Origin of the sequence: Streptomyces sp. NBC_01298 (assembly GCF_035978755.1) — a bacterium.
GTDB lineage: Bacteria > Actinomycetota > Actinomycetes > Streptomycetales > Streptomycetaceae > Streptomyces.
Genome location: NZ_CP108414.1, coordinates 6,082,385 through 6,108,220, shown reverse-complemented (window position 1 = coordinate 6,108,220; position 25,836 = coordinate 6,082,385). Strand labels below are relative to the sequence as shown.

Below are 25,836 nucleotides of genomic sequence, written 5' to 3'. Positions count from 1 at the left end.
CGCAATGAAACAGAGGGATCGAGGTGCACGTGCCTGACGTCTCCGTGGTCGTCATCGTCTACAACGACGCAGAGCGTCTCCCGGCAGCCGTCCAGTCGGTTTTGGACCAGACCCTGCACGGGGTCGAGGTCGTGATCGTGGACGACTGCAGCAAGGACGGGTCCTACGCGGTCGCCCAGAAGCTCGAAACCGCGCATCCGGGGAGGGTGCGCGCCTTCCGGCTGCCGGAGAACAGCGGGGGCTGCGGCGCCCCGCGCAATCACGGCATCCAGCAAGCCACCGGCACCTACGTCATGTTCCTGGACAGCGACGACGTGCTGGAACGCAATGCCTGCCGCAACATGCTGGACGCCGCCGTGCGGACCGGCTCCGACCTGGTCTCCGGCATGTGCGTCCGGGTCCACCTCGACAGCCGTTCGGGCAAGACCACCGAGTGGTACCCGTGGATCTACGCGCGCACCCGCACGCTGGAGTCGATCACCGAGTACCCGGACCTGCTGGTCTACGACACCCTCTCCACGAACAAGTGCTACCGGCGCGCGTTCCTGCTGGAGCAGGGCCTGGAGTTCCCGGTCGGCATCCACTACGAGGACCTGCTCTTCTCCGCGCAGGCCTACGTCGCCGCCCGCCGCATCACGCTCATCCCGAACCACGTCTACTACTGGAACGTGCAGGAGAGCGCCTCGGCGAAGTCGATCAGCAACCGGCGCCACGAGATCGAGAACTTCGTCCACCGGATGGAGATCCACCGCCGCGTCGACGAACTGCTGGCGTCCAAGGGCCACGCGGAGATCAAGTCCGCGAAGGACACCAAGTTCCTCAAGCACGACCTGGTGCTCCACCTGCGCGACCTGCCGCTGCTCGACGACGCCTACCGCCAGGAGTTCGCCCGGCTCGCCAACGGCTACCTGGCCGGCATCGACCCGGCGGCGTACGACAACGTCAGCAACCTCCAGGCCATCTGCGCCTACCTGCTCGGCAAGGAGGACTGGGACAACCTCCTGCCCGCCGCCGACGCCATGACCAACCACGGCCGGCTCACGTCCCCGCTCGCCGAGCGCGACGGTCGCGTCTACTGGTGCGACCGGCACATCGACGGTCCCGACGCGGACGAGGCCCGCCGGATACTGGACGTCACCAACCAGTCCTACGCCGGTGCGCCGCTCGCCTCCCTCGCGCTGGGCAACCGCCTGACCTCGTACGAGGACGACGGCCGCGGCAAGGTCACCCTGTCGGGCGCCATCGTGAACCCCCTGGGCCGGATCCGCCCCGACGCGGCGCTGAAGGCCACGCTGGAGTTCCGCGCCCGCCGGCAGATCGGCGTCCGCTCCTTCAGCTTCCCGGTGGCCACCGTGCGCCACGCCGGGGACACGATCGAGTGGAACACCACGGCCGACATCCGCGGCACCGTCCGCCCGCTCGGCATCATCGACGCGGTCTGGGACGTACGCCTGAAGCTGACGGTGGGCAAGGACCGGCTCACCACCCGCGTCTCCGTCGGCGAGGTCGACCTGGAGAAGGCGGCCCGGCTGCGCGTGCGCCCGAGGCTGACCCGGCTGGTCTCCGACCGCTTCGAGCCGGAGATGACCAAGAAGGGCAACCTGTCCTACGTCCTGACCGCCGAGGGCGCCGCCGCCGTGCGCACCCAGGCGCTGATCGACGGCGCGATGCACGGCAAGGCCGCCGGCGTGGTCAAGCGGAGCCTGCGCAAGGCCCTGCGGGCCCGACGCAACCTCGGCTCGGGCGAGCAGAAGGTCAAGGTCTACCACGAGGTCTTCTCGAAGCTGCCCATCAAGAAGGGCACGATCGTCTTCGAGAGCCACATGGGCAAGCAGTACAGCGACAGCCCGAAGGCGATCTACGAGGAGCTGGTGCGCTCCGGCGTGCAGTTCGAGGCGATCTGGGCGCACGCGGGCGGCAAGTCCACCGGCTTCCCCAAGGACGCCACCCTGGTCCGGCGCTGGAGCTGGGCCTACCTGCGGGCGCTGGCCCAGGCCGAGTACTGGGTCGACAACCAGGGCTTCCCGCTGGCGCTGGCCAAGCGCCCGGGGACCACGTACATCCAGACCTGGCACGGCTCGGCCCTCAAGCGGATGGGCTTCCACGAGCCCCGCACCAAGGCGCAGGACCGTGCGGGCCAGGACCGCTTCCAGGAGGCCGTCGACCGCTTCGACCACTTCCTGATCCGCTCCGAGCACGACGCCCGTACGCTCGCCAAGGGCTTCCGGCTGCGTGACGAGGTGCTGCTGCGCACGGGCTACCCGCGCAACGACGCCCTGGTCGCGGCCCACCGCTCCGAGGCGCAGAGCGGCGAGCGGGTCCGCGGTCCGCTGGCCGGCGAGTTCGGGATCGACCCGGAGAAGAAGGTGCTGCTGTACGCGCCGACCTTCCGGGCGAGCGCGGACGGCACGGTGGAGGGCTTCGAGTTCCCCTTCGACGTGGAGGAGTTCGCCGACCGGCTCGGTGACCGCTTCACGCTGCTGGTGCGCACCCACTACCTCAACAGCGTCACGCTGCCGCCGTCGGTCGCGGGCCGCGTCATCGACGTGTCCAAGCACCACGACATCACGCCGCTGCTGGCGCTCGCGGACGGGCTGATCACGGACTACTCGTCCGTGATGTTCGACTACGCGGTCCTGGACCGGCCGATGCTGTTCTTCGCGTACGACTACGAGAAGTACGCGAACGACATCCGCGGCACGTACTTCGACCTCAAGGAGAAGGCACCGGGCCCGGTGGTCGCCACCGCGGACGAACTGCTCCAGGCCCTCGCCGCCTTCGACGAGGCGGATGCCAAGTACGCCGAGGCGCGCCAGCGTTTCCTCGCCGAGTTCGGCGAGTACGACCGCGGGGACGCGGCCCGGCAGATCGTCGAGAAGTTCTTCACCAGGAGCGGCAAGTGAGCCAGCAGACTTCCACCGCCCAGGAGACGCCGGAGGCCCCGGACGGAGCCGCCGGCGGTCGTGACATCTTCCTCGTCTCCAACAGCGTGGACGAACTCGGCGGCGTGACCACCTGGTCGCACCAGATGGCCCGGCTGTTCACCGACCGCGGTCACCGGGTCCACATCGTCGGCATCACCCCCGTCGACGAGGAGATCCGCCAGCAGCTCCCGGCGGACCTCCCCTACGCGGTGACCACGCTGTACGACGCCCGTCCGCCGGCGGCGCGCAGCCTGCACGGCATCAAGGGCCGGCTCAACGCGCCCGAACGGCGCCGCCAGGCGGCCCGCCGGGCGAAGATGCAGGCCAAGGCCGACCATCTGGGCGAGCTGCTGCGCGCGGCCCGCCCCGGCGCCGTGGTGATCGTCACCCAGATCTGGGCGATGGAGTGGGTGGCCCTCGCCGACACCAAGCAGTGCACGGTGATCGGCATGAGCCACGAGTCCTTCGAGGCGAGCAACAGGTCCTCCAGGGGCCAGCGGGTCCGCCGGTACTACCGGGAGGTCGACCGCATGCTCGTGCTGACCCCCGAGGACTCGGACCTCTGGATCCGCTCGGGCATGGAGAACGTCTCCAGCATGCCGAACCCGCTGCCGTTCATGCCCGCCTCCCCCGCCCCGCGCACCGAGAAGGTCGTGGCGAGCGTCGGCCGCCTCGCCTTCGAGAAGGGCATGGACCTGCTGCTCGACGCGTGGGCCGACGCCTCCCCGCACCACCCCGACTGGGTCCTGCGGATCTACGGGGCCGGCCTGGAGGAGGCGACCCTGCGGGCGCACGCCACCGGGCTCGGCCTGGACGACTCCGTGGAGTGGATGGGCAGCACCAGCGACGTGCTGGGCGCGCTGAACGGGGCCTCCGTCTTCGCCCAGGCCTCGCGCGCCGAGGGCTTCCCGATCACGCTGCTGGAGGCGATGGCCGCCGGTGTGCCGGTGGCCGCCTTCGACTGCGCGCCGGGTGTCCGGGAGATCGTGACGCACGGCGAGGACGGGCTGCTGGCCCGGCTGGGCAACACGATAGAGCTGGCCGGACAGCTGGAACGGCTGATGGCCGACCGAGAACTGCGCGACCGGCTCGGCGACGCCGCCTTCCACAACGTCCAGCGGTACTCCAGCGTCGAGATCACCGACCGGTGGGAGGAGCTGTTCTCCTTCCTGGAGCGCTGACCCCGCCGGACGGGGCCCCCTGAGGCCCGTAGCACGTACGACGCCGCCCGCCCCGGAATCGACCGGGACGGGCGGCTTCTCCGTACGCTCTGCGCGCTACGCGCTACGGGCCTCAGGCCTCAGGCCTTGCGGTGGGCCTCCCAGCCCTCCCAGGCCGAGGTGATCATCTCGCGCACGTCGTGGCGCGCCTTCCAGCCCAGCTCCGACGAGATCCGGTCGGCGGAGGCGACGACCTTCGCCGGGTCGCCGGCGCGGCGCGGGGAGACCACGGGCGCGTAGGCGGGATCGGTGTGCCCGGTGGCCTCGTTGACCAGCTCGACCATCTCGCGGACGGAAACGCCCTCGCCGCGGCCGATGTTGACGGTGAGGTCCTTGTACTCGCCCTGCGCGCCCCATTCGACGAGCTTGCGCGCGGCCACCACGTGGGCCTCCGCGAGGTCAGCTACGTGGATGTAGTCACGGATGCAGGTGCCGTCCGCGGTCGCGTAGTCGTCGCCGAAGATCCGGGCCCCCTCGCCCTTGCCGAACCGCTCGAAGATCATCGGGACCAGGTTGAAGACCCCGGTGTCGGCGAGCTCGGGAGCCGCGGCGCCCGCCACGTTGAAGTAGCGCAGGCAGGCGGTGGAGATGCCGTGGGCCTTGCCCGCCGCGCGGACCAGCCATTCGCCCGCCAGCTTCGTCTCGCCGTACGGGCTCAGCGGCAGGCACGGGGTGTCCTCGGTGACGAGGTCCACGTCCGGCATCCCGTACACGGAGGCGGAGGAGGAGAAGAGGAAGTTGCGCACGCCCGCGGCCGCCACGGCCTGGAGCAGGACGGTGAGGCCGCCCACGTTCTCCTCGTAGTAGTGCAGCGGCTTCTCCACGGACTCGCCGACCTGCTTCTTGCCCGCCAGGTGGACCACGCCGGTGATCCGGTGCCGGGCGAAGGTCTCGTCGAGGACCTGCCGGTCGAGCACGGATCCGACCACCAGCGGGACGCCCTCCGGGACGCGGTCGGCGTTGCCGGTGGAGAGGTCGTCCAGCACCACGACCTCCTCACCCGCAAGCAGCATCGCGCGGACGACGTGCGCCCCGATGTAACCGGCACCACCAGTGATCAGAAACGTCATGCGTGTCTCCCTAGGTCTCTTTCGTGCTTGTCGTCAGGCTTGTCGTCCGGCCATCCGTCCGGTTTCCCGTCCCGGCCGCCGGTACGGCTCGGATCCCGCGCTAGCCGCGGACTATCCGCGCCCGGTTGAACCGGTGGCGGGCCAGGCTCACGACGCCCGCGGCACCGGGCGCGAGCCGCAGCGCCAGGGATCCCCCCGTGGTGCGGTACGGCTGCGCCAACAGCACACCGTACCGGCTGCTGGGCAGCACCCGCCGGTGGAGCAGACGGCGCAGGGGGCGCGGGGAGGTGAGCACGGAGCTCCCGTCCGCGCACTCCACGTTCAGCTTCACGTCCCACGCCTGCAGGCCCCGCCGGCCCTCGCCCCGCCCGAGGCTCGCCAGCGTGGTGAGCCGGAAGGGCAGCTCCGCGGTCCACCCGTCGCCGTCCGCGGTGGGCACGAGCGCCACCGGCTCGGCGACCAGCAGCTCCCCCAGGTCGCCCCGGGGCTGGAAGCGCAGCTGGACGGTGCGCGGGCCGGCCGCGGCGAGCCGCCAGTACAGGTCGTGCACCCGGATCCGGAGCCCGGCGAAGCCGCTCGGCTCGGCGTCGATGGTGACGGGCAGCTCCGCCGTCGGCAGCTTGTCGAGCCCGTCCAGCTCCACCGGCAGCGCGTCGCTCCACACCGGCGCTCCCGAGGGGCCGGTCGCGTACGGGGGCAGCAGGCGGGGCGGGTCGGCGGCGAAGCGGGTCAGCCGCCGCAGGTCGGCCGGGGCGGGCGGCGCCTCGGTGGCGCGCAGCACGCGGACGATCCAGCGGGCGTGCGCCCCGGCGGCCTCGATGTCGGCGTCGGAGAACCCGGCGACGTAGTCACGGGTCAGCGTCCACCAGGCGGCCTGGTACTCGGGGTCCTGGCCGAGCTCGCGCAGGTACATGCGCAGGTCGTACTCCAGGAACTTGACCTGGCAGGCCCGGCCCAGCTCGGGCGAGGAAGCGGCCATCAGGCCGGAGGCCACCCGGTGGGCCTCCACACGGGCACGCCAGTTGCCGACGTCCTTGCGGTCCAGGGAGATGGACACCTGGGCGGCGTTGCGGCGCACGTGCCACACGTAGACGAGGTCGCCGATCACCGCGATGCGGGGGCGGGCCGCCAGTACGCGGGCGGTGAACACGAAGTCCTCGTAGATGAACCGGCCGTCCGGGAAGCGGATCCCGTACATGTCCAGGAAGGCCCGCTCGTACAGCTTGTTGACGCAGAGCGTGTCGCGGACCAGCTCCGGCCGGTCCGCGGGGTGCTCGATGACCTCGCCCGGCGTGTACAGGCCGGGCACCCAGGGCACGTCACGGCTCTCGGGCAGTTCACGGCGGACGCAGGAGCCGACGGTGACCGGCGACCGGTGCTCCCCGGCCGCGCGCACCAGGGCGTCGATCGCCCCGGGGGGCAGGACGTCGTCGCTGTCCAGGAACATGACGTACGGGGCGGTCGCGACCGCGATGCCGTCGTTGCGGGGGGTACCGCAGCCCCCGCTGTTCTCCGTGCGGTGCACGACCTTCACGCGGGGGTGGCGGGCCGCCAGCTCGTCCAGCACCTGGGCGGTGCCGTCGCTCGACGCGTCGTTGACCGCGATGACCTCGGCGACGACCGGACCCTGGGCGAGAGCCGAGGAAACGGCCTGACCGACGAGCTCGGCATCGTTGTACGCGATCACGACGACGGCAACTGTGGGGGTATGGGTGCTCGTCACCCGTGGATCCTAGGCCACCTGGGTAAACGTCACCTTAAGACGGGTCACCTGAACGGGGGATAAACGGAATCCTGTGACGCGCCTGTGACGGCGGCCGGAGCACCGGCCGCCGCCCAAGCTCACGGCCCGATCAGAAGGGACGGAACTCGTCGTACTCCTTCTGGGCGGAATCCCGCTCGGCTTCCTTCTCCTTGCGGCGCGTGGTCGCCGGACGCGGCGCCTCCAGACGGTGGTCCTCACCGCGGCGGCCCAGCATCTCGGCGCCGGCCATCATGGTCGGCTCCCAGTCGAAGACGACCGCGTTGTCGTCGGAACCGATGGCGACGCCGTCACCCGCGCGGGCACCGGCCTTCTTCAGCGCCGCCTCGACGCCGAGGCGGTTGAGGCGGTCGGCGAGGTAGCCGACGGCCTCGTCGATGTTGAAGTCGGTCTGGCGGACCCAGCGCTCCGGCTTCTCGCCGCGCACGCGGTACACGTCCTCCGCCTCGTCGTAGGCGATGGTGAAGCCCGAGTCGTCCACGGCCTTCGGCCGGATGACGATGCGGGTCGCCTCCTGCTTCGGCGTACGGGCGCGGAACTTCGCGATGACCTCGGCGAGGAAGTAGGACAGCTCCTTCAGGCCCGTACGGGAGACCGCGGAGACCTCGAAGACCTTGTAGCCGCGGGCCTCAAGGTCCGGGCGGACGATGTCGGCGAGGTCCTGGCCGTCGGGGATGTCGACCTTGTTGAGGACGACCAGGCGCGGACGCTTCTCCAGGCCGCCGCCGTAGAGCTTCAGCTCCTCCTCGATGGCGTCGAGGTCGGCGAGCGGGTCGCGGTCGGACTCCAGGGTGGCGGTGTCCAGGACGTGCACCAGGATCGAGCAGCGCTCGACGTGGCGCAGGAACTCCAGGCCGAGGCCCTTGCCCTGGCTGGCGCCGGGGATGAGGCCCGGGACGTCGGCGATCGTGTAGACCGTCGAGCCGGCGGTGACGACGCCCAGGTTCGGGACGAGGGTGGTGAAGGGGTAGTCGGCGATCTTCGGCTTGGCCGCGGAGAGCACCGAGATCAGCGAGGACTTGCCGGCGCTCGGGAAGCCGACCAGCGCCACGTCGGCGACGGTCTTGAGCTCCAGGACGACATCGCCGCCGGTGCCGGGTACGCCGAGGAGGGCGAAGCCGGGCGCCTTGCGGCGGGCGGAGGAGAGCGCCGCGTTGCCGAGGCCGCCGCGGCCGCCCTCGGCGGCCACGTAGGTGGTGCCCTGGCCGACGAGGTCGGCGAGGACGTTGCCCTCCTTGTCGAGGACGACGGTGCCGTCCGGCACGGGCAGGATGATGTCCTGGCCGTCCTTGCCGGAGCGGTTGTCGCCCGCGCCGGGCTGGCCGTTGGTGGCCTTGCGGTGGGGGCTGTGGTGGTACTCCAGCAGGGTGGTGATCGACTGCTCGACCACCAGGATGACGTCGCCGCCACGGCCGCCGTTGCCGCCGTCGGGGCCGCCGAGCGGCTTGAACTTCTCCCGGTGAACGGAGGCGCAGCCGTGGCCCCCGTTACCCGCGGCGACGTGCAGCTCGACGCGGTCCACGAAGGTGGTCATGGTTGTTCCTCCAGATACAGCGGGAATATCCCGGAAAGCCCGGGGGGTAGGCCTTGCTACCCATTAAACGTGTCTATGTGACAACGCGCCGAGGGCGGACCTCTCTTCCCGGCTGACGCCGGGAAGAGTTGAGATCCGCCCTCGGGATGCTTCGGACTACCGATTCAGCAGGAGCTGAGATCAGGCAGCCGGAACGATGTTGACGACCTTGCGGCCACGGTGCGTGCCGAACTCGACCGAACCGGCCTGCAGCGCGAACAGCGTGTCGTCGCCACCACGACCGACACCCGAACCCGGGTGGAAGTGGGTGCCGCGCTGGCGGACGAGGATCTCACCAGCGGAAACGACCTGACCGCCGAAGCGCTTCACGCCGAGCCGCTGAGCGTTGGAATCGCGCCCGTTCCGGGTGGACGATGCGCCCTTCTTGTGTGCCATGTCTCAGTCCCTCTTACTTCGCAGCCGCGGGGATACCGGTGACCTTGATCGCCGTGTACTGCTGGCGGTGACCCTGGCGACGGCGGTAGCCGGTCTTGTTCTTGTACCGAAGGATGTCGATCTTGGCACCCTTGTGGTGGTCCACGATCTCGGCCTGGACCTTGATGCCGGCCAGGACCCACGGGTCGCTGGTCACGGCTTCGCCGTCGACAACGAGCAGGGTCGAGAGCTCGACCGTGTCGCCAACCTTGGCAGTGGGAATCTTGTCAACTTCAACGATGTCGCCGACAGCAACCTTGTGCTGGCGACCACCGCTGCGCACGATGGCGTACACGCGGATCTCTCTCTCACTCGAGTTCGGGAACCCCTGAAGCCAGCCGGCCCCGCGTCAACCGCAGGCCGGCCTCCCCCGATCCAGCCGCGAGGCGGTCCGGGAGGTGAGGTGCTCAGTGGATTGGCGTGTGCATAGACACGCCAGCGACCTAGGTTACGGGGCCGGGTCGGAGGGGTCAAACCGGGGTCCCGCGGGGCCTCGGAGGCGGCCACCGGGCACGTGACGGGGCCGGCCGTGAGGGCCGTACGGTGCCGCTGACACCCCGCACGGCTCCCGCCTGCCGATCCGGACGGTGGGGGTCCACCGTCGCCCCGCGGGCCGGGAGCGCGCCCCCTGCGGCCCCGAAGGCCAAAAGCCCCCGCCCGGCACCAGGGGTGCCGGGCGGGGGCCGGTGGAACGGGATCAGCGGGATCCGCTGATCGGCTGGGTCAGCCGGATCGGCCGGATCAGCCTTCGGTCGGAGCCGAGACGGAGGGCAGCGTCTGCTGCTCGGCCGCCGCGGTCTTCTTCGTCGCCCGCTTCGCGACCGTCTTCTTCGCGGTCGTCTTGGCGGTCGTCGTCTTCTTGGCCGCCGTCTTCTTCACGGCCGCCGCCTTCTTGGCCGGGGCCTTCTTCGCCGCGGTCGTGGCCGTCTTCTTGGCGGCCGTCTTGCGGACCGCCTTCTTGGCGGGAGCCGCCGGTGCGGCCTCCTCCACGACGGTCTCGGCCTCGACGGGCGCCTCGACCGGGGCCTCGACGACCAGTACGGCCGCCTCCGCGCCCGCCGGGGAACCGGCCGGAGAGGTGGCCTTACGGGTGGCACGGCGACGCGGACGGGCCGGCGCGGCCTCGACGGCCTCGGCCGGGGCCTCGACGACGGCCGGTGCGGCCTCGACGACGACCTCGGGCTCGGGCTCCGGCGCGGCCACGGGGGCCTCGACGACCGGCTCCGGGGCCTGGACCGCCTCGGCCGGGGCGCCCGCCGGAGCGGTCGCCTTACGGGTGGCACGGCGACGGGTGCGGCCCTTGGGGGCCTCCTCCGCGACGACTGCCTCGACGGCCTCGACGATGACCTCGGGCTCCGGCGCCTCGACGACCGGGGCGAGCTCCACCTCGGCCTCGACCACCGGCTCGGGCTCGGCCACGGGGGCCGGAGCCGCCGGGGCACGGTCCGTCGCCGTACCGCGCGGGGCGCCCGCCGGAGCGGTCGCCTTGCGGGTGGCGCGGCGGCGGTTGCGGCGGCCGCTCACTCCTCCGGCAGCGGCCTCGGCCTCGGCCGGGCTGCTGTAGAGCTCCTCGTCTGCGACGAAGGAGGGCTCGGGCAGTGCCACGGGAGCGGCGACCTCGGCAGCCAGCTCCGCCTCGGTCTCGACCTCGTAGACATCGCCCTCGGCGCTCTCCACGGCATCGATCTCGTGGTCGTGCTCGTGCCCGCCCTGGCCACCGCGGCGCTTGGAACGCTTGCCGTTGCCACCGCCGCCGACCACGGTCGGGGTCTCCATGTGCACGATGACGCCGCGGCCGTTGCAGTGGACGCAGGTCTCGGAGAAGGACTCCAGCAGACCCTGGCCCACGCGCTTGCGGGTCATCTGGACCAGACCCAGCGAGGTCACCTCGGCGACCTGGTGCTTGGTGCGGTCACGGCCCAGGCACTCCAGCATGCGCCGCAGGACCAGGTCGCGGTTGGACTCCAGGACCATGTCGATGAAGTCGATGACCACGATGCCGCCGAGGTCGCGCAGCCGCAGCTGACGCACGATCTCCTCGGCCGCCTCCAGGTTGTTCCTGGTGACGGTCTCCTCGAGGTTGCCGCCCTGACCGGTGAACTTGCCGGTGTTGACGTCGATGACGATCATCGCTTCGGTCTTGTCGATCACGAGGGAACCGCCCGAGGGCAGCCACACCTTGCGGTCGAGCGCCTTGGCGAGCTGCTCGTCGATGCGGTACGTCGCGAAGACGTCGACCTCGGAGGTCCAGCGCTTCAGCCGGTCGGCCAGGTCCGGGGCCACGTGGTTCACGTAGCCGTGGATGGTCTCCCAGGCGGTGTCACCGCTGACGATGACCTTGGTGAAGTCCTCGTTGAAGATGTCGCGCACGACGCGCACGGTCATGTCCGGCTCGCCGTACAGGAGGCTCGGCGAAGAGGTCGAGATCTGCTTCGACTTCTTCTGGATGTCCTCCCACTGGGCCTGCAGGCGCTCGACGTCGCGACGCAGCTCGTCCTCGCTCGCACCCTCGGCGGCGGTGCGCACGATGACGCCCGCGTCCTCGGGGACGATCTTCTTGAGGATGGTCTTCAGGCGCGCGCGCTCGGTGTCGGGCAGCTTGCGGCTGATGCCGGTCATCGAGCCCTCGGGCACGTAGACCAGGTAGCGGCCGGGCAGCGAGACCTGGCTGGTCAGGCGGGCGCCCTTGTGGCCGATCGGGTCCTTGGTGACCTGCACCAGGACCGACTGGCCGGACTTGAGGGCGGCCTCGATGCGACGCGGCCCGTTGGCCATGCCGAGCGCCTCGAAGTTGACCTCACCGGCGTACAGGACCGCGTTGCGGCCCTTGCCGATGTCGATGAAGGCGGCCTCCATGGACGGCAGCACGTTCTGGACCTTGCCCAGGTAGACGTTGCCGACGTACGAGGTGGCTTCTTCCTTGTTGACGTAGTGCTCGACGAGCACGTTGTCCTCGAGGACGCCGATCTGGGTGCGCTCGCCCGACTGACGGACGACCATGACGCGCTCGACGGCCTCGCGGCGGGCCAGGAACTCGGCCTCGGTGATGATCGGGACGCGGCGGCGGCCCTGCTCGCGGCCCTCGCGGCGGCGCTGCTTCTTGGCCTCCAGGCGGGTCGAGCCCTTGATGGACTGGACCTCGTCGGAGGAGGTGGAGCCGGAGCCGGCGACGGACTCCGAGCGCTCGCGCGCCGGGCGCGGCTCGCGGACCTTGACGACCGTGCGCACACCGTCGTCCTCGGCCGCGTCGGCGTCCGTGCCACCGTCACCGCTGCGCCGGCGACGACGCCGGCGACGACGGCTGGAGCTGGAGCCGAGGGCGCCGTTCTCCTCGTCGTCCTCGGCCTCGTCCTCATCGGCCTCTTCGGCGGACTCGGTCTCGGCCTCTTCCTCGGCGGACTCGTCGAGGTCGGCGGCCTCACCGCGACGGCGGCGACGGCCTCCGCGGCGGCGACGCCGCGACGGGCGGTCGCCCGACTCGTCGGTCTCGTCCTCGTAGAGCTCGGCGGACTCGGTTTCGGCCTCTTCCTCGACCAGCTCTACGTCGGCCAGCGTGACCGGGCCGGACGGCGCGGCGGCGGCCGGGGCCGGTGCCACGGGCGCGGCGGTCTCGGCTGCGGCGCCGCGGCCACGGCGGCGGCGACGGCCGGCCGGCTGCGGGGCCGGAGCGGCCTCGACCTCGGCCTCGACCTCGGCCTCGACGAGGTCGAACTCCTCCTCCTCGACCTCCTCGGCCGGGGCGGCGGCAGCGGCGGCCGCGGCCATCATGGCCGCGGTCTCCGGGGTCTGGAACATCGGCTCGGCGAACACCGGGGCCTGGAACACGGCGACGGCGGGACGCCCGGCGCGGCGACCGCGGGCCGGAGCCTCGGCGGCCGGGGCCTCGGCGGCGGGAGCCACCGGCTGCGCGGCGGCGGCCGGGGCGGTGGTGGAACGGGTGGCGCGGCGGCGGCCGCCGCGCTTCGGGGAGTCCACGGCGTCGGCCACGGTGACGGTGGCCTTGGCGGGGGCGGCGGCCGGAGCCTCGGCCACGACGGGCTCGGGGGCGACGGCTGCCTCGGCGGCGGGCGCCTCGGGAGCGGTCACGGCGCGAGTGGCACGGCGACGGGCACGCGGCGCCGGAGCGGCGGCCTCCTCGACGACCGGAGCGGCCGGGGCGGCGACGGGAGCCTCGACGACCGGGGCGACCACGGCTTCGGCGGCGCCCTCGGGAGCGGTCACGGCGCGAGTGGCACGGCGGCGGGCACGCGGCGCCGGAGCGGCGGCCTCCTCGGCGACCGGAGCGGCCGGAGCCGCCACGGGGGCCTCGGTCACGGCTTCGGCGGCGGGCGCCTCGGGGGCAGTCACGGCGCGGGTCGCACGGCGGCGGGCACGCGGCGCCGGAGCGGCGGGCTCCTCGGCGACCGGAGCGGCCGGAGCCGCCACGACGGGCTCGGTGACCTCGGCGGCGGGCGCCTCGGGAGCGGTGGACGCACGGGTCGCACGGCGACGGGCACGCGGCGCCGGAGCGGCGGGCTCCTCGGCGACGGGAGCGGCCGCAGCCGCCGGAGCTGCCACGGGGGCCTCGACCACGGCTTCGGCGGCGGGCGCCTCGGGAGCGGTCACGGCGCGGGTCGCACGGCGACGGGTACGGGCCGGGGCGGCGGCCGGGGCGGCCTCCTCGGCGGGAACCGCGGCCACCACGGGCGCGGGAGCGGCCTCGGCGGCGGCTACGGCACCGCCGGGCGGGCCCGCCGGGCGGGACGCGGCACGCCGGCGCCTGCGCGGCGGCAGGTTGTCGCTCGGGCTGCCACTGTCGGCGGCACCGTTGTTGGCGGTGGTGTCGTTTTCGTTGTTGAGCATGCGGGGTTTCTCCCGTCACGCTCCCGGGCGCCGCGGCTGACTTCCGGTCCGGCACGGCTCCGCGTAATGAGCGCGGAGCCGGCCTCCGGGGCGCGTTCGCCACACGGGAGCTCAGTTCAATGGCCGCCGGTTCCGTACGCGAAAGTCCGTACGGCCCGGCGGAAGTCTTCAAGTCTTCAGGTCTGTCTGTGCGCGGCCCGACCCAGGTGGCTCCCGAGTCCCAGGGCTGCGCGACGACGACGATCCCTACGCGGCGGGACCTTCCGGCGCCTTCGCGTCGGCGGTTACGGCCGCCGTGGGTGGGGCGGTCGTGACAGCCTCGCGGTCGGGCGCGAGCGGGTCGGTCACCGTGCCGGACTCCTCGTCGAAGAGCCCCTGCGCCAGCCTGGTCACCGCAGCGGGGACCGGCGGCGTTAGGTCGGCCACAGCTCGGAGACCGGACAGGACGTCGTCGGGTCGAACGGCAGGTGTCAAATGCCGAACAACCAGCCGCAGTATCGCACAAGCATTGTCCAGGGGCCTATCAGCCTCGGCGGTCGCCGTAACGGGAACCACTTCCAGACCGACCACGGCGCCCCGCGTGTCGAAGGTCCGCATGCCGTTCTTGGTGCGGCGCTGGACCTCCACGGCCTCGGCCGCGAGGAAGGCCTCGACCGCCTTCTCCGCGTCGCCGGGCTCCACGCCGTCCAGGCGCAGCTCCCACACGGAGGCCGTCAGCCGGTCGGCGAGACCGGAGGTGCGTGCCTCCACGGCGTCGATGATGTCGAGGCCGACCGGCATCGACTCGTCGAGCAGCTCGCGCAGGACCGCGGGGTCGCGGGGCTCGGCGAGGGCGATCTCCAGGTACTCGGCCTCGCTGCCGGTCCCGGTCGGGGCGGCGTTCGCGTACGAGACGCGGGGGTGCGGGGTGAAGCCCGCCGAGTACGCCATGGGCACCTCGGAGCGGCGCAGTGCCCGCTCGAAGGCGCGCTGGAAGTCACGGTGGCTGGTGAACCGGAGGCGGCCGCGCTTGGTGTAGCGCAGGCGGATGCGCTGCACTACCGGTGCGGGAGGCGGGCCTTCGGGCTGTCGCTTGCCCAGTGGTTCATCTCCTTGTGCGGGGCTCCGCGGCTCGCGCGTCGCCCTGAGGTCTGTGGGGCCTGCAGACCACGCCGTGCCTGTGCCCTCCGGCTCACCCCTGCTCTACTTCTGCAGGGAGATCTCGGGGGCGGGCGCGTCGCCTGCGGCTCTGTTACTACCCAGAGTACGCGCCTGTGACCTCGCTGGTTCCCGGGGCGGCCCCCCGAACAATGCCCGCCGTACGTCGGCCCGAGCCTCGCGCACCGCGAGGCGGGAGGCCCGCCACACCTCGCCGACGGCACGGCCGACGGGAGCGAGGGCCTGCCGGTGCGCCGCCCGGGCCGCGCGACGGCCGACGTCCCACCCGGCGCGCAGGAGGTTCCCGACGGGGGTGACCACGTGCCGGCGCACCCATCCGGCGGGCCGCACCACTCCCCACCGCCACAGCCACACCAGTCCGCGCCCCAGCGCCCGGCTCACCCGCCCCGCGATGTGCCAGGCCCCGACGACCAGCCCCCAGAGCGGCACGAGCAGGTACGCCCACACCCCCCGCCCGACCGGCGCGAGCAGATACCGCCAGACCACGGTCACCGCGGGCCGCACGAGATACCGCCACAACGCCACCCACGGCCAGACGAACACGGCCCGCCCGAGCCACACGGCCACGGTCCCGATCCCCCGCGCCAGCCAGGCCACGCCCGCCGAGAACCCCCGGGCCAGCCACCGCAGTGCGTGCCCGACGGGGGTGAGGACGTACCGGTACAGCGCACCGCCCGGCAGCACGAGCAGGTACCGGACCGCGCCCGCGAGCAGCCGGGCGATGCCCCGCCCGGCGGGCAGCAGCCCGTACTCCCAGACCGGGACCAGCAGGTACCGCCAGAGCCCCACACCCGCCGGCCGCAGCAGGTACGCGTACGCCGCCTGCCCCACCGGGAGGACGACGTAACGCCAGAGGCCCGCCCAGGGCCAGTAGAAGACCAGCTTGAACAGGGTCCCGATCAGCCACCCGGTCCCCCGCAGCACCGGCAGCACCGCCCGCTCGCAGAACCAGCGCAGCCCCTGCCCCAGCGGCCCGAGGACGCTCCGGTTCAGCATCCGCGCGAAGGCGACCAGCAGATCCCAGACCACCCGCAGAGGCAGCACGACCAGCACCGCCACAACTTTCACGGGGATCCGCACGACCCCCGCCAAGCAGCCGTCCCCCTGCGGCGCCGGCAGCGCCTTCTCCATGTCCATACCGCTAAGGACACACCACGGCCGCACACCGTTGCACCGAAGGGCCCGTCGTCAGTCGATTGGCATGCGGGGCCGGACGCTTGCCGCGATCTCCATCAGGGCGGCGTTCACGGTGTCCTCGAGCATGTGGGTACCGAACTCCTCGGCGGCCAAGGCCAGCGCTTCCTCATGGACGTCGATCTCGGTCTCGGCCATCACGCGTCTCCCCCTTCAGGGAATTTTACATTTCACTGAACCATGGCAAGAGATCGCCACATTCGACCAATTATTTTCATCGACCGAAGTCCCACCTCCGCAGCGATAACTTCGCACCATGAAAACAAGCCCGAGGGTTTCCGTTGAAGATTCGTGGACCTCTGCGGATAAAAAACTGCTGGCCGAGCTGGAGAAAGACGCACGCTCGCTGCCGGCGGATGCTCCACGCGCACTTCTGCCCGTACGGCTTTCACGTCTGCGCAGATTGCGGCACGGCCATGCTCGCTCAGAAGACGCGGTCAGGCTCCAGAGATTACGAGTACCTCCGATGCCGTTCCTGTCCAGGCGGCGGGCAGGGAGCCCCCGACCCTCAGGCCGTCTACGCCAGGCTCATGGACGAGGTCGTATCCGTACTCGGAGACGAGCCCGTGCTCGTGCGGGAATACACCGGGGAGCGGTGGGTTCTGACCTCCACGGGCAAGACGTTCCGCCAGGACTCGCGCACCGCAGGTCCACATGCAGCTCGTCCTACCCGCGGACGCCCGTCATCGGCTCACGAACACCGGAGACGCATTCACATCCCTCCGCTAGGCATACGAATGCCCCCCTGCTCCGACAGAGGGGCAATCGCACAGCGTCACGCCTTCGGAGAGCCGCCCACCACACTCAGCGGGAGCAGCTTCTGCCCCGTAGGTCCGATTTGAATACTGAGGTCGAGCTGCGGGCAGACGCCGCAGTCGAAGCAAGGCGTCCAGCGGCAGTCCTCGACCTCGGTTTCGTCGAGGGCGTCCTGCCAGTCCTCCCAGAGCCAGTCCTTGTCCAGGCCGGAGTCGAGGTGGTCCCAGGGGAGGACTTCCTCGTAGGTGCGCTCGCGGGTCGTGTACCAGGCCACGTCCACGCCGTAGGCGGGGAGGGTCTTCTCCGCGGCCTGCATCCAGCGGTCGTAGGAGAAGTGCTCGCGCCAGCCGTCGAAGCGGCCGCCCGACTCGTAGACCGCGCGGATGACATCGCCGATGCGGCGGTCGCCGCGGGACAGGAGGCCCTCGACGATGCCCGGCTTGCCGTCGTGGTAACGGAAGCCGATGGAGCGGCCATACTTCTTGTCGCCGCGGAGCTTGTCGCGGAGCTTGCCGAGGCGGGCGTCTGTCTCCTCGGCCGACAGCTGCGGGGCCCACTGGAAGGGGGTGTGCGGCTTGGGGACGAAGCCGCCGATGGAGACGGTGCAGCGGATGTCGTTCTGCCCGGAGACCTCGCGGCCCTTGGCGATGACGTTGACCGCCATGTCGCCGATCTGGAGGACGTCCTCGTCGGTCTCGGTCGGCAGGCCGACCATGAAGTACAGCTTCACCTGGCGCCAGCCGTTGCCGTAGGCGGTGGCGACCGTACGGATCAGGTCCTCTTCCGAGACCATCTTGTTGATGACCTTGCGCATGCGCTCGGAGCCGCCCTCGGGGGCGAAGGTCAGACCGGAGCGGCGGCCGTTGCGGGTCAGCTCGTTGGCCAGGTCCACGTTGAAGGCGTCCACGCGGGTCGACGGGAGGGACAGGCCCACCTTGTCGTCCGTGTAGCGGTCGGCCAGGCCCTTGGCGATGTCCGCGATCTCGGTGTGGTCGGCCGAGGAGAGCGAGAGCAGGCCGACCTCCTCGAAGCCCGTGGCCTTGAGCCCGCGCTCCACCATCTCGCCGATGCCGGTGATGCTTCGCTCCCGTACGGGGCGCGTGATCATGCCGGCCTGGCAGAAGCGGCAGCCGCGGGTGCAGCCGCGGAAGATCTCCACGGACATCCGCTCGTGGACGGTCTCGGCGAGCGGGACCAGGGGCTGCTTGGGGTAGGGCCACTCGTCGAGGTCCATGACGGTGTGCTTGCTGACCCGCCACGGCACGCCGGAGCGGTTCGGGACCACGCGGCCGATGCGGCCGTCCGGCAGGTACTCGACGTCGTAGAAGCCCGGCACGTAGACGCCGCCGGTCTTCGCGAGGCGCAGGAGCACCTCTTCGCGTCCGCCCGGGCGGCCTTCGGCCTTCCACGCGCGGATGATCTCGGTCATGTCGAGGACGGCCTGCTCGCCGTCGCCGATGACCGCGCAGTCGATGAACTCCGCGATCGGCTCGGGGTTGAAGGCCGCGTGGCCGCCCGCGAGCACGATGGGGTGGTCGACCGTACGGTTCTTGGCCTCGAGCGGGATGCCCGCGAGGTCCAGCGCCGTCAGCATGTTCGTGTAGCCGAGCTCGGTGGAGAAGGAGAGCCCGAAGACGTCGAACGCCGAGACGGGGCGGTGGCTGTCCACGGTGAACTGCGGCACCTTGTGCTCGCGCATCAGTTCTTCGAGGTCCGGCCACACGCTGTACGTGCGCTCCGCGAGCACGCCCTCGCGCTCGTTCAGCACCTCGTACAGGATCATGACGCCCTGGTTGGGGAGCCCGACCTCGTACGCGTCCGGGTACATCAGCGCCCAGCGGACGTCGGCGCTCTCCCACGGCTTGACCGTGGAGTTGAGTTCACCGCCGACGTACTGGATCGGCTTCTGGACGTGCGGAAGCAGGGCCTCAAGCTGAGGGAAGACCGACTCGGTCATCACGCGACTTTCGTGAAGCGGGCAGGGGGCGACTCTCAAGCGTACCCCGGGGCCCGGAGCGCCCCCGCCCGCGCGATCAGCCGCGCACCATCGCCGCCGGGCCCGCGGTCGCCGCCCACACCTGGGGCAGCTCCCGCTCGCGTCGCTCGGCCAGTGCCTCCTCGCGGGCGTAGAGCACGCCCCAGGTGAAGGCCGACTCCCCCGCTCCGGCCGCCTGGACGGCGAGTCCGCGCAGGGCTTCGCGGGCGACGACCCCGTCCTGGTGGTCGCCGAGCAGGCTCTGGACCGCCTTCACCGCCTTGGCCAGCTTGCGCGCGGGTTTGCCGAGGGCCGGGGCCGCCGCCTCGGCCGCGTACCGGGCGCGCTTCGCGGCCTTGCGCGCCTCGTGCAGGGCCAGGTCGCGGTCCTGGCCGGGGTCCATGGACAGCGCGCCCCCGATCCGGCCGGCGAGGCGTTCGTAGTCCGCGAGGACCGCGGCGGGCAGGGCCGACTCGGCGGGCTTGGCGGCGGCCTTCAGCAGCGGCGGGTCGGCGAGCACAGCGTCGAGGGCGCCCAGAAGGGCCACGTACCGCCTGCTGTCGAGGGCGGCGAGCGCTGCGCGGCGCGATCCGGTGCGCCGGGCGACGTTCCAGATCTTCAGGCGGCCGCGGACGGGGCCGAGCACCAGGGTGCGCGGGAGTTCGTCGAGCCGGGTCTGGATCCGCTCCAGCAGGACTTCCTGGTCGCGGTCGACGCCGAGTTCGGCGGCGAGCCAGCGCAGTTCGTCGCCGATCGGGCCGGTTTCGGCGGGGTCCAGGACGCGGCGGTGGGTCTTGAAGGCGCCGCGCAGGCGCCGGGTGGCGACCCGCATCTGGTGGACGGAGTCGGGCAGCCCGCGGCGTACGGCGGGGTCCTGGGCGATGAGGGTGTCGCGCTGTTCGCGCAGGTAGGCGAGCAGGTGCGCGCCCACCGTGTCCTCGGCGAGGCCGGTGCCCGTGCCGGTGCCGGTCGTACGGGCCGGGGGTTCCCCTCCGGTCTCGATGAGCGCCCGGGCGAGCTTCGAGGGGGCGTCGCTGACCCGGAGTCCGGCCTTGCGGAAGGTCTTCTCCACGGCGTCGAGCAGCGCCGGGTCGGCGCCGTCGGCGAGTTCGACCTCCACCTCGGTCCAGGCGGCGGTGGCGTCCGCGCGCTCGGCCCGTACGGCGTCCGTGGACAGTTCCGCGAGGAGGACGCCGTCGGCGTCGAGGAGGTGGCTGACCTTGCGCGAGGACAGGAGCCTGACCTGTGGTTCCAGCGGGGCGTCGCGGACGCGGGAGCGCAGCAGCGCGGTCAGGGCGTCGGGGACGGTGTCGCCGAGGGGGGCGGTGATCTCGTCGCGCACGCCGGGGGCGACGGGCAGTTTGAGGTGCCAGCCGGCGTCCTTGCCGCCGGTGCGCCGGCGCAGGGTGAGCCCGTCGGCGGCGAGCCGCTGGTCGGGGGTGTCGTAGTAGACGGCGTCGAGCTCGGCCGTCCCCTGGTCGGTCACGGCCGCGATGGCGTCCGTGCCCGTCAGGTCGGGTACGCCGCGCCGTCCGGCCTTGGTGGTCCTGAACTCGAATTTGCGCTCGATCTCGCGCTTCGTGTCCGCCATGGTTCGAACGTAGTCCTGAACGGAACCCGGCGAGAAGGAAAACGGCGGGTGCGGCGGAAAACCTGCCCGGGAACCGACGGATCAAGCCGAGCCCGGGCGGGCCCCCCCCCCACCGCGTCAAGCCGACATCGGCCGCTGCACCCTGATCGACTGGAGCAGCCCGATGGCCACCCATACGGCGAACATCGAGGATCCTCCGTACGACACGAACGGCAGCGGCAGTCCGGCCACGGGCATGATCCCGAGGGTCATGCCGATGTTCTCGAAGGCCTGGAAGGCGAACCAGGCGATGATCCCGGCGCACACGATCGTGCCGTAGAGCTCGGTCGTCTCGCGGGCGATAACGCAGGCGCGCCACAGGATGACGCCGAGGAGCACCAGGATCAGCCCGGCTCCGACGAAGCCCAGCTCCTCCCCCGCCACCGTGAAGACGAAGTCGGTCTGCTGCTCCGGCACGAACTGGCCGGTGGTCTGCGAGCCCTTGAAGAGCCCGGAGCCGGTCAGTCCGCCGGAGCCGATGGCGATGCGCGCCTGGTTGGTGTTGTAGCCGACGCCGGCCGGGTCGAGCTCGGGGTTGGCGAAGGCGGCGAAGCGGTTGATCTGGTACTCGTCGAGGACGCCGAGCTGCCAGATCAGGATGGCCCCGCCGGCGCCCGAGCCGAGCAGGCCCAGCACCCAGCGGTTGGAGGCGCCGGAGGCCAGCAGGACGCCGAGCACGATGACGACCATGACCATGACGGAGCCGAGGTCGGGCATCAGCATGATGATGCCCATGGGGAAGGCGGCCAGGCAGAGCGCCTTGACGACGGTGCGGTGGTCGGGGTGGGCCAGGTCTCCCGCGTCCACCCGGGTGGCCAGCAGCATCGCCATGACCAGGATGATCGTGATCTTGACGAACTCGGAGGGCTGGAGCGAGAAGCCGCCGCCGACCACGATCCAGGCGTGGGCGCCGTTGATGGTGGCGCCGAGCGGGGTGAGCACGGCGAGGATCAGGACGACGGAGAGCCCGTAGAGGATCGGTACGGCGCCGCGCAGGGTGCGGTGGCCGAGCCAGATGGTGCCGATCATCAGCACGAGGCCGATGCCGGTGTTCATGGCGTGCCGGAAGAGGAAGTAGTACGGGTCCCCGTTGTTCAGCGAGGTCCGGTTGCGGGTCGCCGACCACACCAGCAGGGCGCCGATGAGGGAGAGGGCGAGCGCCGAGAGGAGTATCGGCCAGTCGAGCCGGCGCACCACGGAGTCGCGGGCGGTGAGCTTGGCCATCGCCCCCCGCTGCTCCGGCGCGTACCGGGCCACGGAGAATTTGTTGGCGGTCTGCATGTCGGTCCTCGGTACTCAGTCGTGCTGCGCGGGGCGCTGGGCGGGCGGGCCGGCAAGCACGGGCGGTGCCAGTTCTTCCGGGGACGGCGGTACGTACGGCCGGATCTCGGGGGAATCGATGCCGCCGTCGGGGCGGATCTTGGGCAGCTTCTTCTCCGGTCCCAGAAGGAGTGCCTTCTTCGGGTCCTGGTTGCCCTCCATGTCGAAGCCGTAGATGGCGTTGTAGAGGTTGCGGACGGCGGGGCCGGCGGCTCCGGAGCCGGTGCCGCCCTGGGAGATGGTCATGACGATGACGAAGTCCTTGGTGTAGGTCGCCAGCCACGAGGTGGTCTGCTTGCCGTAGACCTGGGCGGTACCGGTCTTGGCGTGCATCGGGATCTTGTCCATCGGCCAGCCTACGAAGCGCCAGGCGGCGGTGCCGCCGGGCTCGACGACCATGCGCAGGCCCTTGTCGAGGTCCTTGACGGTCTTGGCGTCGATCGGCAGCCTGCCGTGCGGCTTGGGCTTGATCCACTCGACGTGCTTGCCGTCGGCGCTGATCACGGCCTTGCCGACGGTGGGGTCGAAGAGGGTGCCCCCGTTGCTGATGGCGGCGTAGGCGGTGGCCATCTGGATGGGGGTGACGAGGACGTCGCCCTGGCCGATGGCGAAGTTGATGCTGTCGTAGGCCTTGAGCTGGTTGCCTTCGAGGCAGCTCTCGTAGGCGACCAGCTCGACGTAGGTGCCGCCCTTCTTGCCCTGCTTGCACCAGGCGTCCTTGTTGGCCGCCCAGAAGCTCTGCTTCCACCTGCGGTCGGGGATGCGGCCCTTGACCTCGTTCGGCAGGTCGATCCCGGTCTCGGAGCCGAGGCCGAACTCGCGGGCCGTCCGGTAGAACCAGTCGTGGGCGTCCTTCTTGGGCTTGAGGCCGCCGTCCCGCTGCCACTCCTTGTGCCCGAGGGCGTAGAAGACGGTGTTGCAGGAGAACTTGAGGGCCTCGCCGAGGGTGATGGGGCCGTGCCCCTTGGACTCGAAGTTCGCGAAGCTGCGGTTGCCCATGCTGTAGGAGGCGCCGCATGGGTACTTGTCGTCGAAGGGGTATCCGGCCCGGACGGCCGCGCTCGCCGACACCACCTTGAAGATGGAGCCCGCGGGGGCCTGGCCCTGGATGGCCCGGTTGAGCAGCGGATAGTTGGAGCCCTCGCTGGTGAGGGCGGCGTAGTCCTTGGCGGCGATGCCGCCGACCCAGGCGTTGGGGTCGTAGTCGGGCTGGGAGGCCATCGCGACGACCCGGCCGGTCTTGGCCTCCATGACGACGACGGCGCCCGAGTCGGCCTCGTACTTGCGGTTGGTGATGTTGTCGGTCTCGTTGCGGACCACCTTCATCGCCGCTTGGAGCTCGTACTCGGCGACGGACTGGACCCGGGCGTCGATGCTGGTGACGAGGGTGGACCCGGGCACGCCCGCGTCGGACTCGGTCTGGTGCATGACGCGGCCGAGGTTGTCGACCTCGTACGAGGTGACCATCGCCTTGCCGCGCAGGTACTTGTCGTAGGTGCGCTCGATCCCCGAGCGGCCGACCTGGTCGGAGCGCAGGTGGGGCGAGTCGGTGTCCTTGGCCTTGTGGATCTCCTCGTCGGTGACCGGGGAGAGGTAGCCGAGGACCTGCGCGGTACGGGCCCCGCCGGGGGCCGGGTAGCGGCGGACGGCGACGGGCTCCGCGGTGATGCCGGGGAACTCCTCGGGGCGTTCGCGCAGCTGCAGCGCCTGCTGCGTGGTGGCGTCGAGGGTGATCGGGATCGGCTGGTACGGGGAGCCGTTCCAGCAGGGCGCGGGGGTCTGGGAGTCGCAGAGGCGGACCTTCTCCATGACCGCCTTGGGGGTCATGTCCAGGACGCCGGCGAGGCGGGTCATGACGGCCTGGCCGCGGTCCTTCATCTTCATCAGCGCCGTGCGGCTGGTGGAGACGACCAGGCGGGTCTCGTTGTCGGCGAGGGCGACGCCCCGGGCGTCGAGGATCGTCCCGCGCACGGCGGGCTGGACGACCCGCTGGACGTGATTGCTCTTGGCCTCGTGGTAGTACTCGGCGCCGTTGCGGATCTGGAGGTACCAGAGCCGGCCGCCGAGGGTGAGGAACATCGAGCAGACGAGGATCTGGATGATCACGAGCCGGATCTGCACCCGGGACGTACGGCCGTTCTCCGCGGTGTTGGTCACGTGGGCTCCTCCCTCACAGCTTCTTGACGCTCTTCACACCCTTGATTCCCTTGACTCCCTTTATGCGGCCGGCCCGGTTGGCCCGGCTGCGGGCGGTCTTCATCCGCAGGCCGCCGCGCTGGCTGCCGATCCGCAGTCCGGTGCCGCCGGCCAGCCAGCCGGAGGCGACGTCCTTGCCCGCGGGCGGGCCGCCGTTGGCCTCGACGGCCATCGGGTCGTTCTCCGCGCGGCGGGCCAGGGCCATGATGAACGGCACGGTGAAGGGGGCGAGCAGCAGGTCGTAGAGGACCGCGGTGAAGAGCAGCCCGGTCATCCCCACGTGGCGGGCGGCGGTGTCGCCGACCAGGGCGCCGACGCCCGCGTAGAGCAGGGTGGAGACGAAGGCGGCGCCGACGACGGTGAGCATCGGGCCCCAGGCGGAGCGGAACCGCCCGGTGTCGGGGCGGACCAGTCCGGCGACGTAGCCGATGACGCACAGCACGAGGGCGTAGCGGCCGGCGGCGTGGTCGGCGGGCGGGGCCAGGTCGGTGAGGAGGCCTGCGGCGAAGCCGATGAGAGCGCCGCTGACGCACCCGTACACGAGCGCGAGGGCGACGACCGTGAGCAGGACCAGGTCGGGGACGGCTCCGGGGAGTTGGAGGCGGCCCAGGATGGAGACCTGGACGACCAGGGCGACCACGACGAGCGTGCCCGAGAGCAGGATCCGGTTGAAACGCATGATGATCGGCTCCTAGTCGTCGGCCGGCTTGCCGGACGCGGACGCGCCGGGCGACGGGGTGACCGTGACGGTGACCGTCGGGGTGGGCTTGGGCGCTTCGGGCTTGGGCGGCAGCACCGCGTCGCGCGGGTCCTGGCGCGGCGGCATGACCACGACGCCGACGATGTCCAGGCGGGAGAAGCCGACGAAGGGGCGGACCCAGACGGTCCGGGTCAGGTCGCCGCGCGCGGGGTCTACCTTGATCACCTCGCCGATCGGGACACCGGGCACGAAGGGCTTGTTGCCGCGCGAGCCGAAGGTGACGAGCCGGTCGCCGTTGTTGATCTTGGCCTTGCCGTTGAGCATCTGCACGGAGAGCTCCCGGTCTCCCTGACCGGTGGCGAAGCCGAGTTCGCCGGTCTTCTCCAGACGGGTGCCGACGGTGAAGTCGGGGTCGTTGGCGAGGACCACGGTGGCGGTGTCGGGGCCGACGGTGGCGACGCGGCCGACGAGTCCGTCCCCGTTGAGGACGGTCATGTCGCGCTCGATGCCGTCCTTGCTGCCCGCGTCGATGGTCACGGTCCAGGAGAAGCCCTGGGCCGCTCCTATGGCGATGACCTCGGCGCCCTTGATGCCGTACTGGCCCGCGCCCGCCCGCTTGAGCATCTCGTCGAGCTCGCGGATCCGGCTGCGGGTCCGGTCGTCGCTGCCCAGCTTGGCCTTGAGTGCGGCGTTCTCGCGCTCCAGCGTCGCGATGCGGTTGTGCCGCTCGCCGGAGTCCCGTACCGCCCCTATGGCGTTGGCGACCGGGTCGACCCCTTTCGCCACGCCCTTCTCGACCGGCCCGAAGACCGCTGCGGCGGCCTGCCGGGCACCGTCGACCGGAGACTCCTCACCCGTCCTGATGTCCACCGTGATCAAAGCGAACGCGATGGCGATCAGAAGCACCAGGAGCAGCCGGCTTTCTCGTGTGTCCCTCACGTGCGGCGGCCGTGCCTTCCTCATAGATACCGTGCGGCCAGGCCGAAAAAGACGGCCACACCGCTCCGGTGGAGCCGGGGCTCGCACCGGACCTTGCCTGTATATCAACGATCCGCCGCACGGGCCCGGTAGCACCCGTACG

The 25,836-nt window shown here is 71.4% G+C and carries 17 protein-coding genes; 2 read left to right on the top strand and 15 right to left on the bottom strand.

The features are described from left to right. The first annotated feature begins 23 nt into the window (after positions 1-23). Positions 24-2,903, top strand: a complete 2,880-nt coding sequence (locus tag OG730_RS27695; RefSeq protein ID WP_327306780.1) for a bifunctional glycosyltransferase/CDP-glycerol:glycerophosphate glycerophosphotransferase — start codon at positions 24-26, stop codon at positions 2,901-2,903. Beyond that, on the top strand, positions 2,900-4,105 hold the full coding sequence (locus tag OG730_RS27690; protein WP_327306779.1) for a glycosyltransferase: 1,206 nt from the start codon (positions 2,900-2,902) through the stop codon (positions 4,103-4,105). Before OG730_RS27695 ends, OG730_RS27690 begins: the two co-directional genes overlap by 4 nt. A 119-nt stretch (positions 4,106-4,224) precedes the next feature. Here OG730_RS27690 and galE read toward each other — a convergent pair whose 3' ends face one another. From galE to mreC, 15 genes are all read right to left on the bottom strand, one after another. Beyond that, the gene (gene galE / locus OG730_RS27685) at positions 4,225-5,214 is read right to left on the bottom strand and encodes a UDP-glucose 4-epimerase GalE (RefSeq protein WP_327306778.1); all 990 of its coding nucleotides are present in this window, start codon (positions 5,212-5,214) and stop codon (positions 4,225-4,227) included. A gap of 100 nt (positions 5,215-5,314) precedes the next feature. Continuing rightward, positions 5,315-6,937: a glycosyltransferase family 2 protein gene (locus OG730_RS27680; protein ID WP_327306777.1), complete on the bottom strand. Its 1,623-nt coding sequence runs from the start codon at positions 6,935-6,937 to the stop codon at positions 5,315-5,317. A gap of 130 nt (positions 6,938-7,067) precedes the next feature. Continuing rightward, on the bottom strand, positions 7,068-8,510 hold the full coding sequence (gene obgE, locus OG730_RS27675; protein WP_327306776.1) for a GTPase ObgE: 1,443 nt from the start codon (positions 8,508-8,510) through the stop codon (positions 7,068-7,070). Between the two features lie 180 nt (positions 8,511-8,690). Beyond that, positions 8,691-8,945 carry a 50S ribosomal protein L27 gene (gene rpmA / locus OG730_RS27670; RefSeq protein ID WP_030013081.1) on the bottom strand — a complete coding sequence of 85 codons (255 nt, stop codon included), beginning with the start codon at positions 8,943-8,945 and terminating at the stop codon, positions 8,691-8,693. A gap of 13 nt (positions 8,946-8,958) precedes the next feature. Further along, positions 8,959-9,279, bottom strand: a complete 321-nt coding sequence (rplU, locus tag OG730_RS27665; protein WP_214950890.1) for a 50S ribosomal protein L21 — start codon at positions 9,277-9,279, stop codon at positions 8,959-8,961. Positions 9,280-9,725: 446 nt separating this feature from the next. Beyond that, positions 9,726-13,826, bottom strand: coding sequence for an Rne/Rng family ribonuclease (locus OG730_RS27660; RefSeq protein ID WP_327306775.1), 4,101 nt, complete (start codon positions 13,824-13,826; stop codon positions 9,726-9,728). Positions 13,827-14,072: 246 nt separating this feature from the next. Then, complete coding sequence (locus OG730_RS27655; protein WP_327306774.1) at positions 14,073-14,864, bottom strand: TIGR03936 family radical SAM-associated protein; 792 nt, start codon at positions 14,862-14,864, stop codon at positions 14,073-14,075. Between the two features lie 144 nt (positions 14,865-15,008). Next, the gene (locus tag OG730_RS27650) at positions 15,009-16,121 is read right to left on the bottom strand and encodes a hypothetical protein (protein WP_327306773.1); all 1,113 of its coding nucleotides are present in this window, start codon (positions 16,119-16,121) and stop codon (positions 15,009-15,011) included. 51 nt (positions 16,122-16,172) lie between these two features. Beyond that, on the bottom strand, positions 16,173-16,316 hold the full coding sequence (locus tag OG730_RS27645) for a hypothetical protein (protein WP_327306772.1): 144 nt from the start codon (positions 16,314-16,316) through the stop codon (positions 16,173-16,175). Between the two features lie 637 nt (positions 16,317-16,953). After that, complete coding sequence (locus OG730_RS27640; protein WP_327306771.1) at positions 16,954-18,894, bottom strand: TIGR03960 family B12-binding radical SAM protein; 1,941 nt, start codon at positions 18,892-18,894, stop codon at positions 16,954-16,956. A gap of 73 nt (positions 18,895-18,967) precedes the next feature. Then, positions 18,968-20,500 carry a CYTH and CHAD domain-containing protein gene (locus OG730_RS27635; protein WP_327306770.1) on the bottom strand — a complete coding sequence of 511 codons (1,533 nt, stop codon included), beginning with the start codon at positions 20,498-20,500 and terminating at the stop codon, positions 18,968-18,970. A gap of 117 nt (positions 20,501-20,617) precedes the next feature. Then, positions 20,618-21,820: a rod shape-determining protein RodA gene (rodA, locus tag OG730_RS27630; protein WP_327306769.1), complete on the bottom strand. Its 1,203-nt coding sequence runs from the start codon at positions 21,818-21,820 to the stop codon at positions 20,618-20,620. Positions 21,821-21,835: 15 nt separating this feature from the next. Continuing rightward, entirely contained in the window at positions 21,836-24,016 is a 2,181-nt protein-coding gene (mrdA, locus tag OG730_RS27625; RefSeq protein WP_327306768.1) for a penicillin-binding protein 2, read from the bottom strand. Positions 24,017-24,029: 13 nt separating this feature from the next. Continuing rightward, on the bottom strand, positions 24,030-24,734 hold the full coding sequence (gene mreD, locus OG730_RS27620; RefSeq protein ID WP_327306767.1) for a rod shape-determining protein MreD: 705 nt from the start codon (positions 24,732-24,734) through the stop codon (positions 24,030-24,032). Positions 24,735-24,746: 12 nt separating this feature from the next. Next, a complete protein-coding gene (gene mreC, locus OG730_RS27615) occupies positions 24,747-25,694 on the bottom strand; it encodes a rod shape-determining protein MreC (protein WP_327306766.1) in 948 nt (315 codons plus the stop codon). Positions 25,695-25,836: the final 142 nt, after the last annotated feature.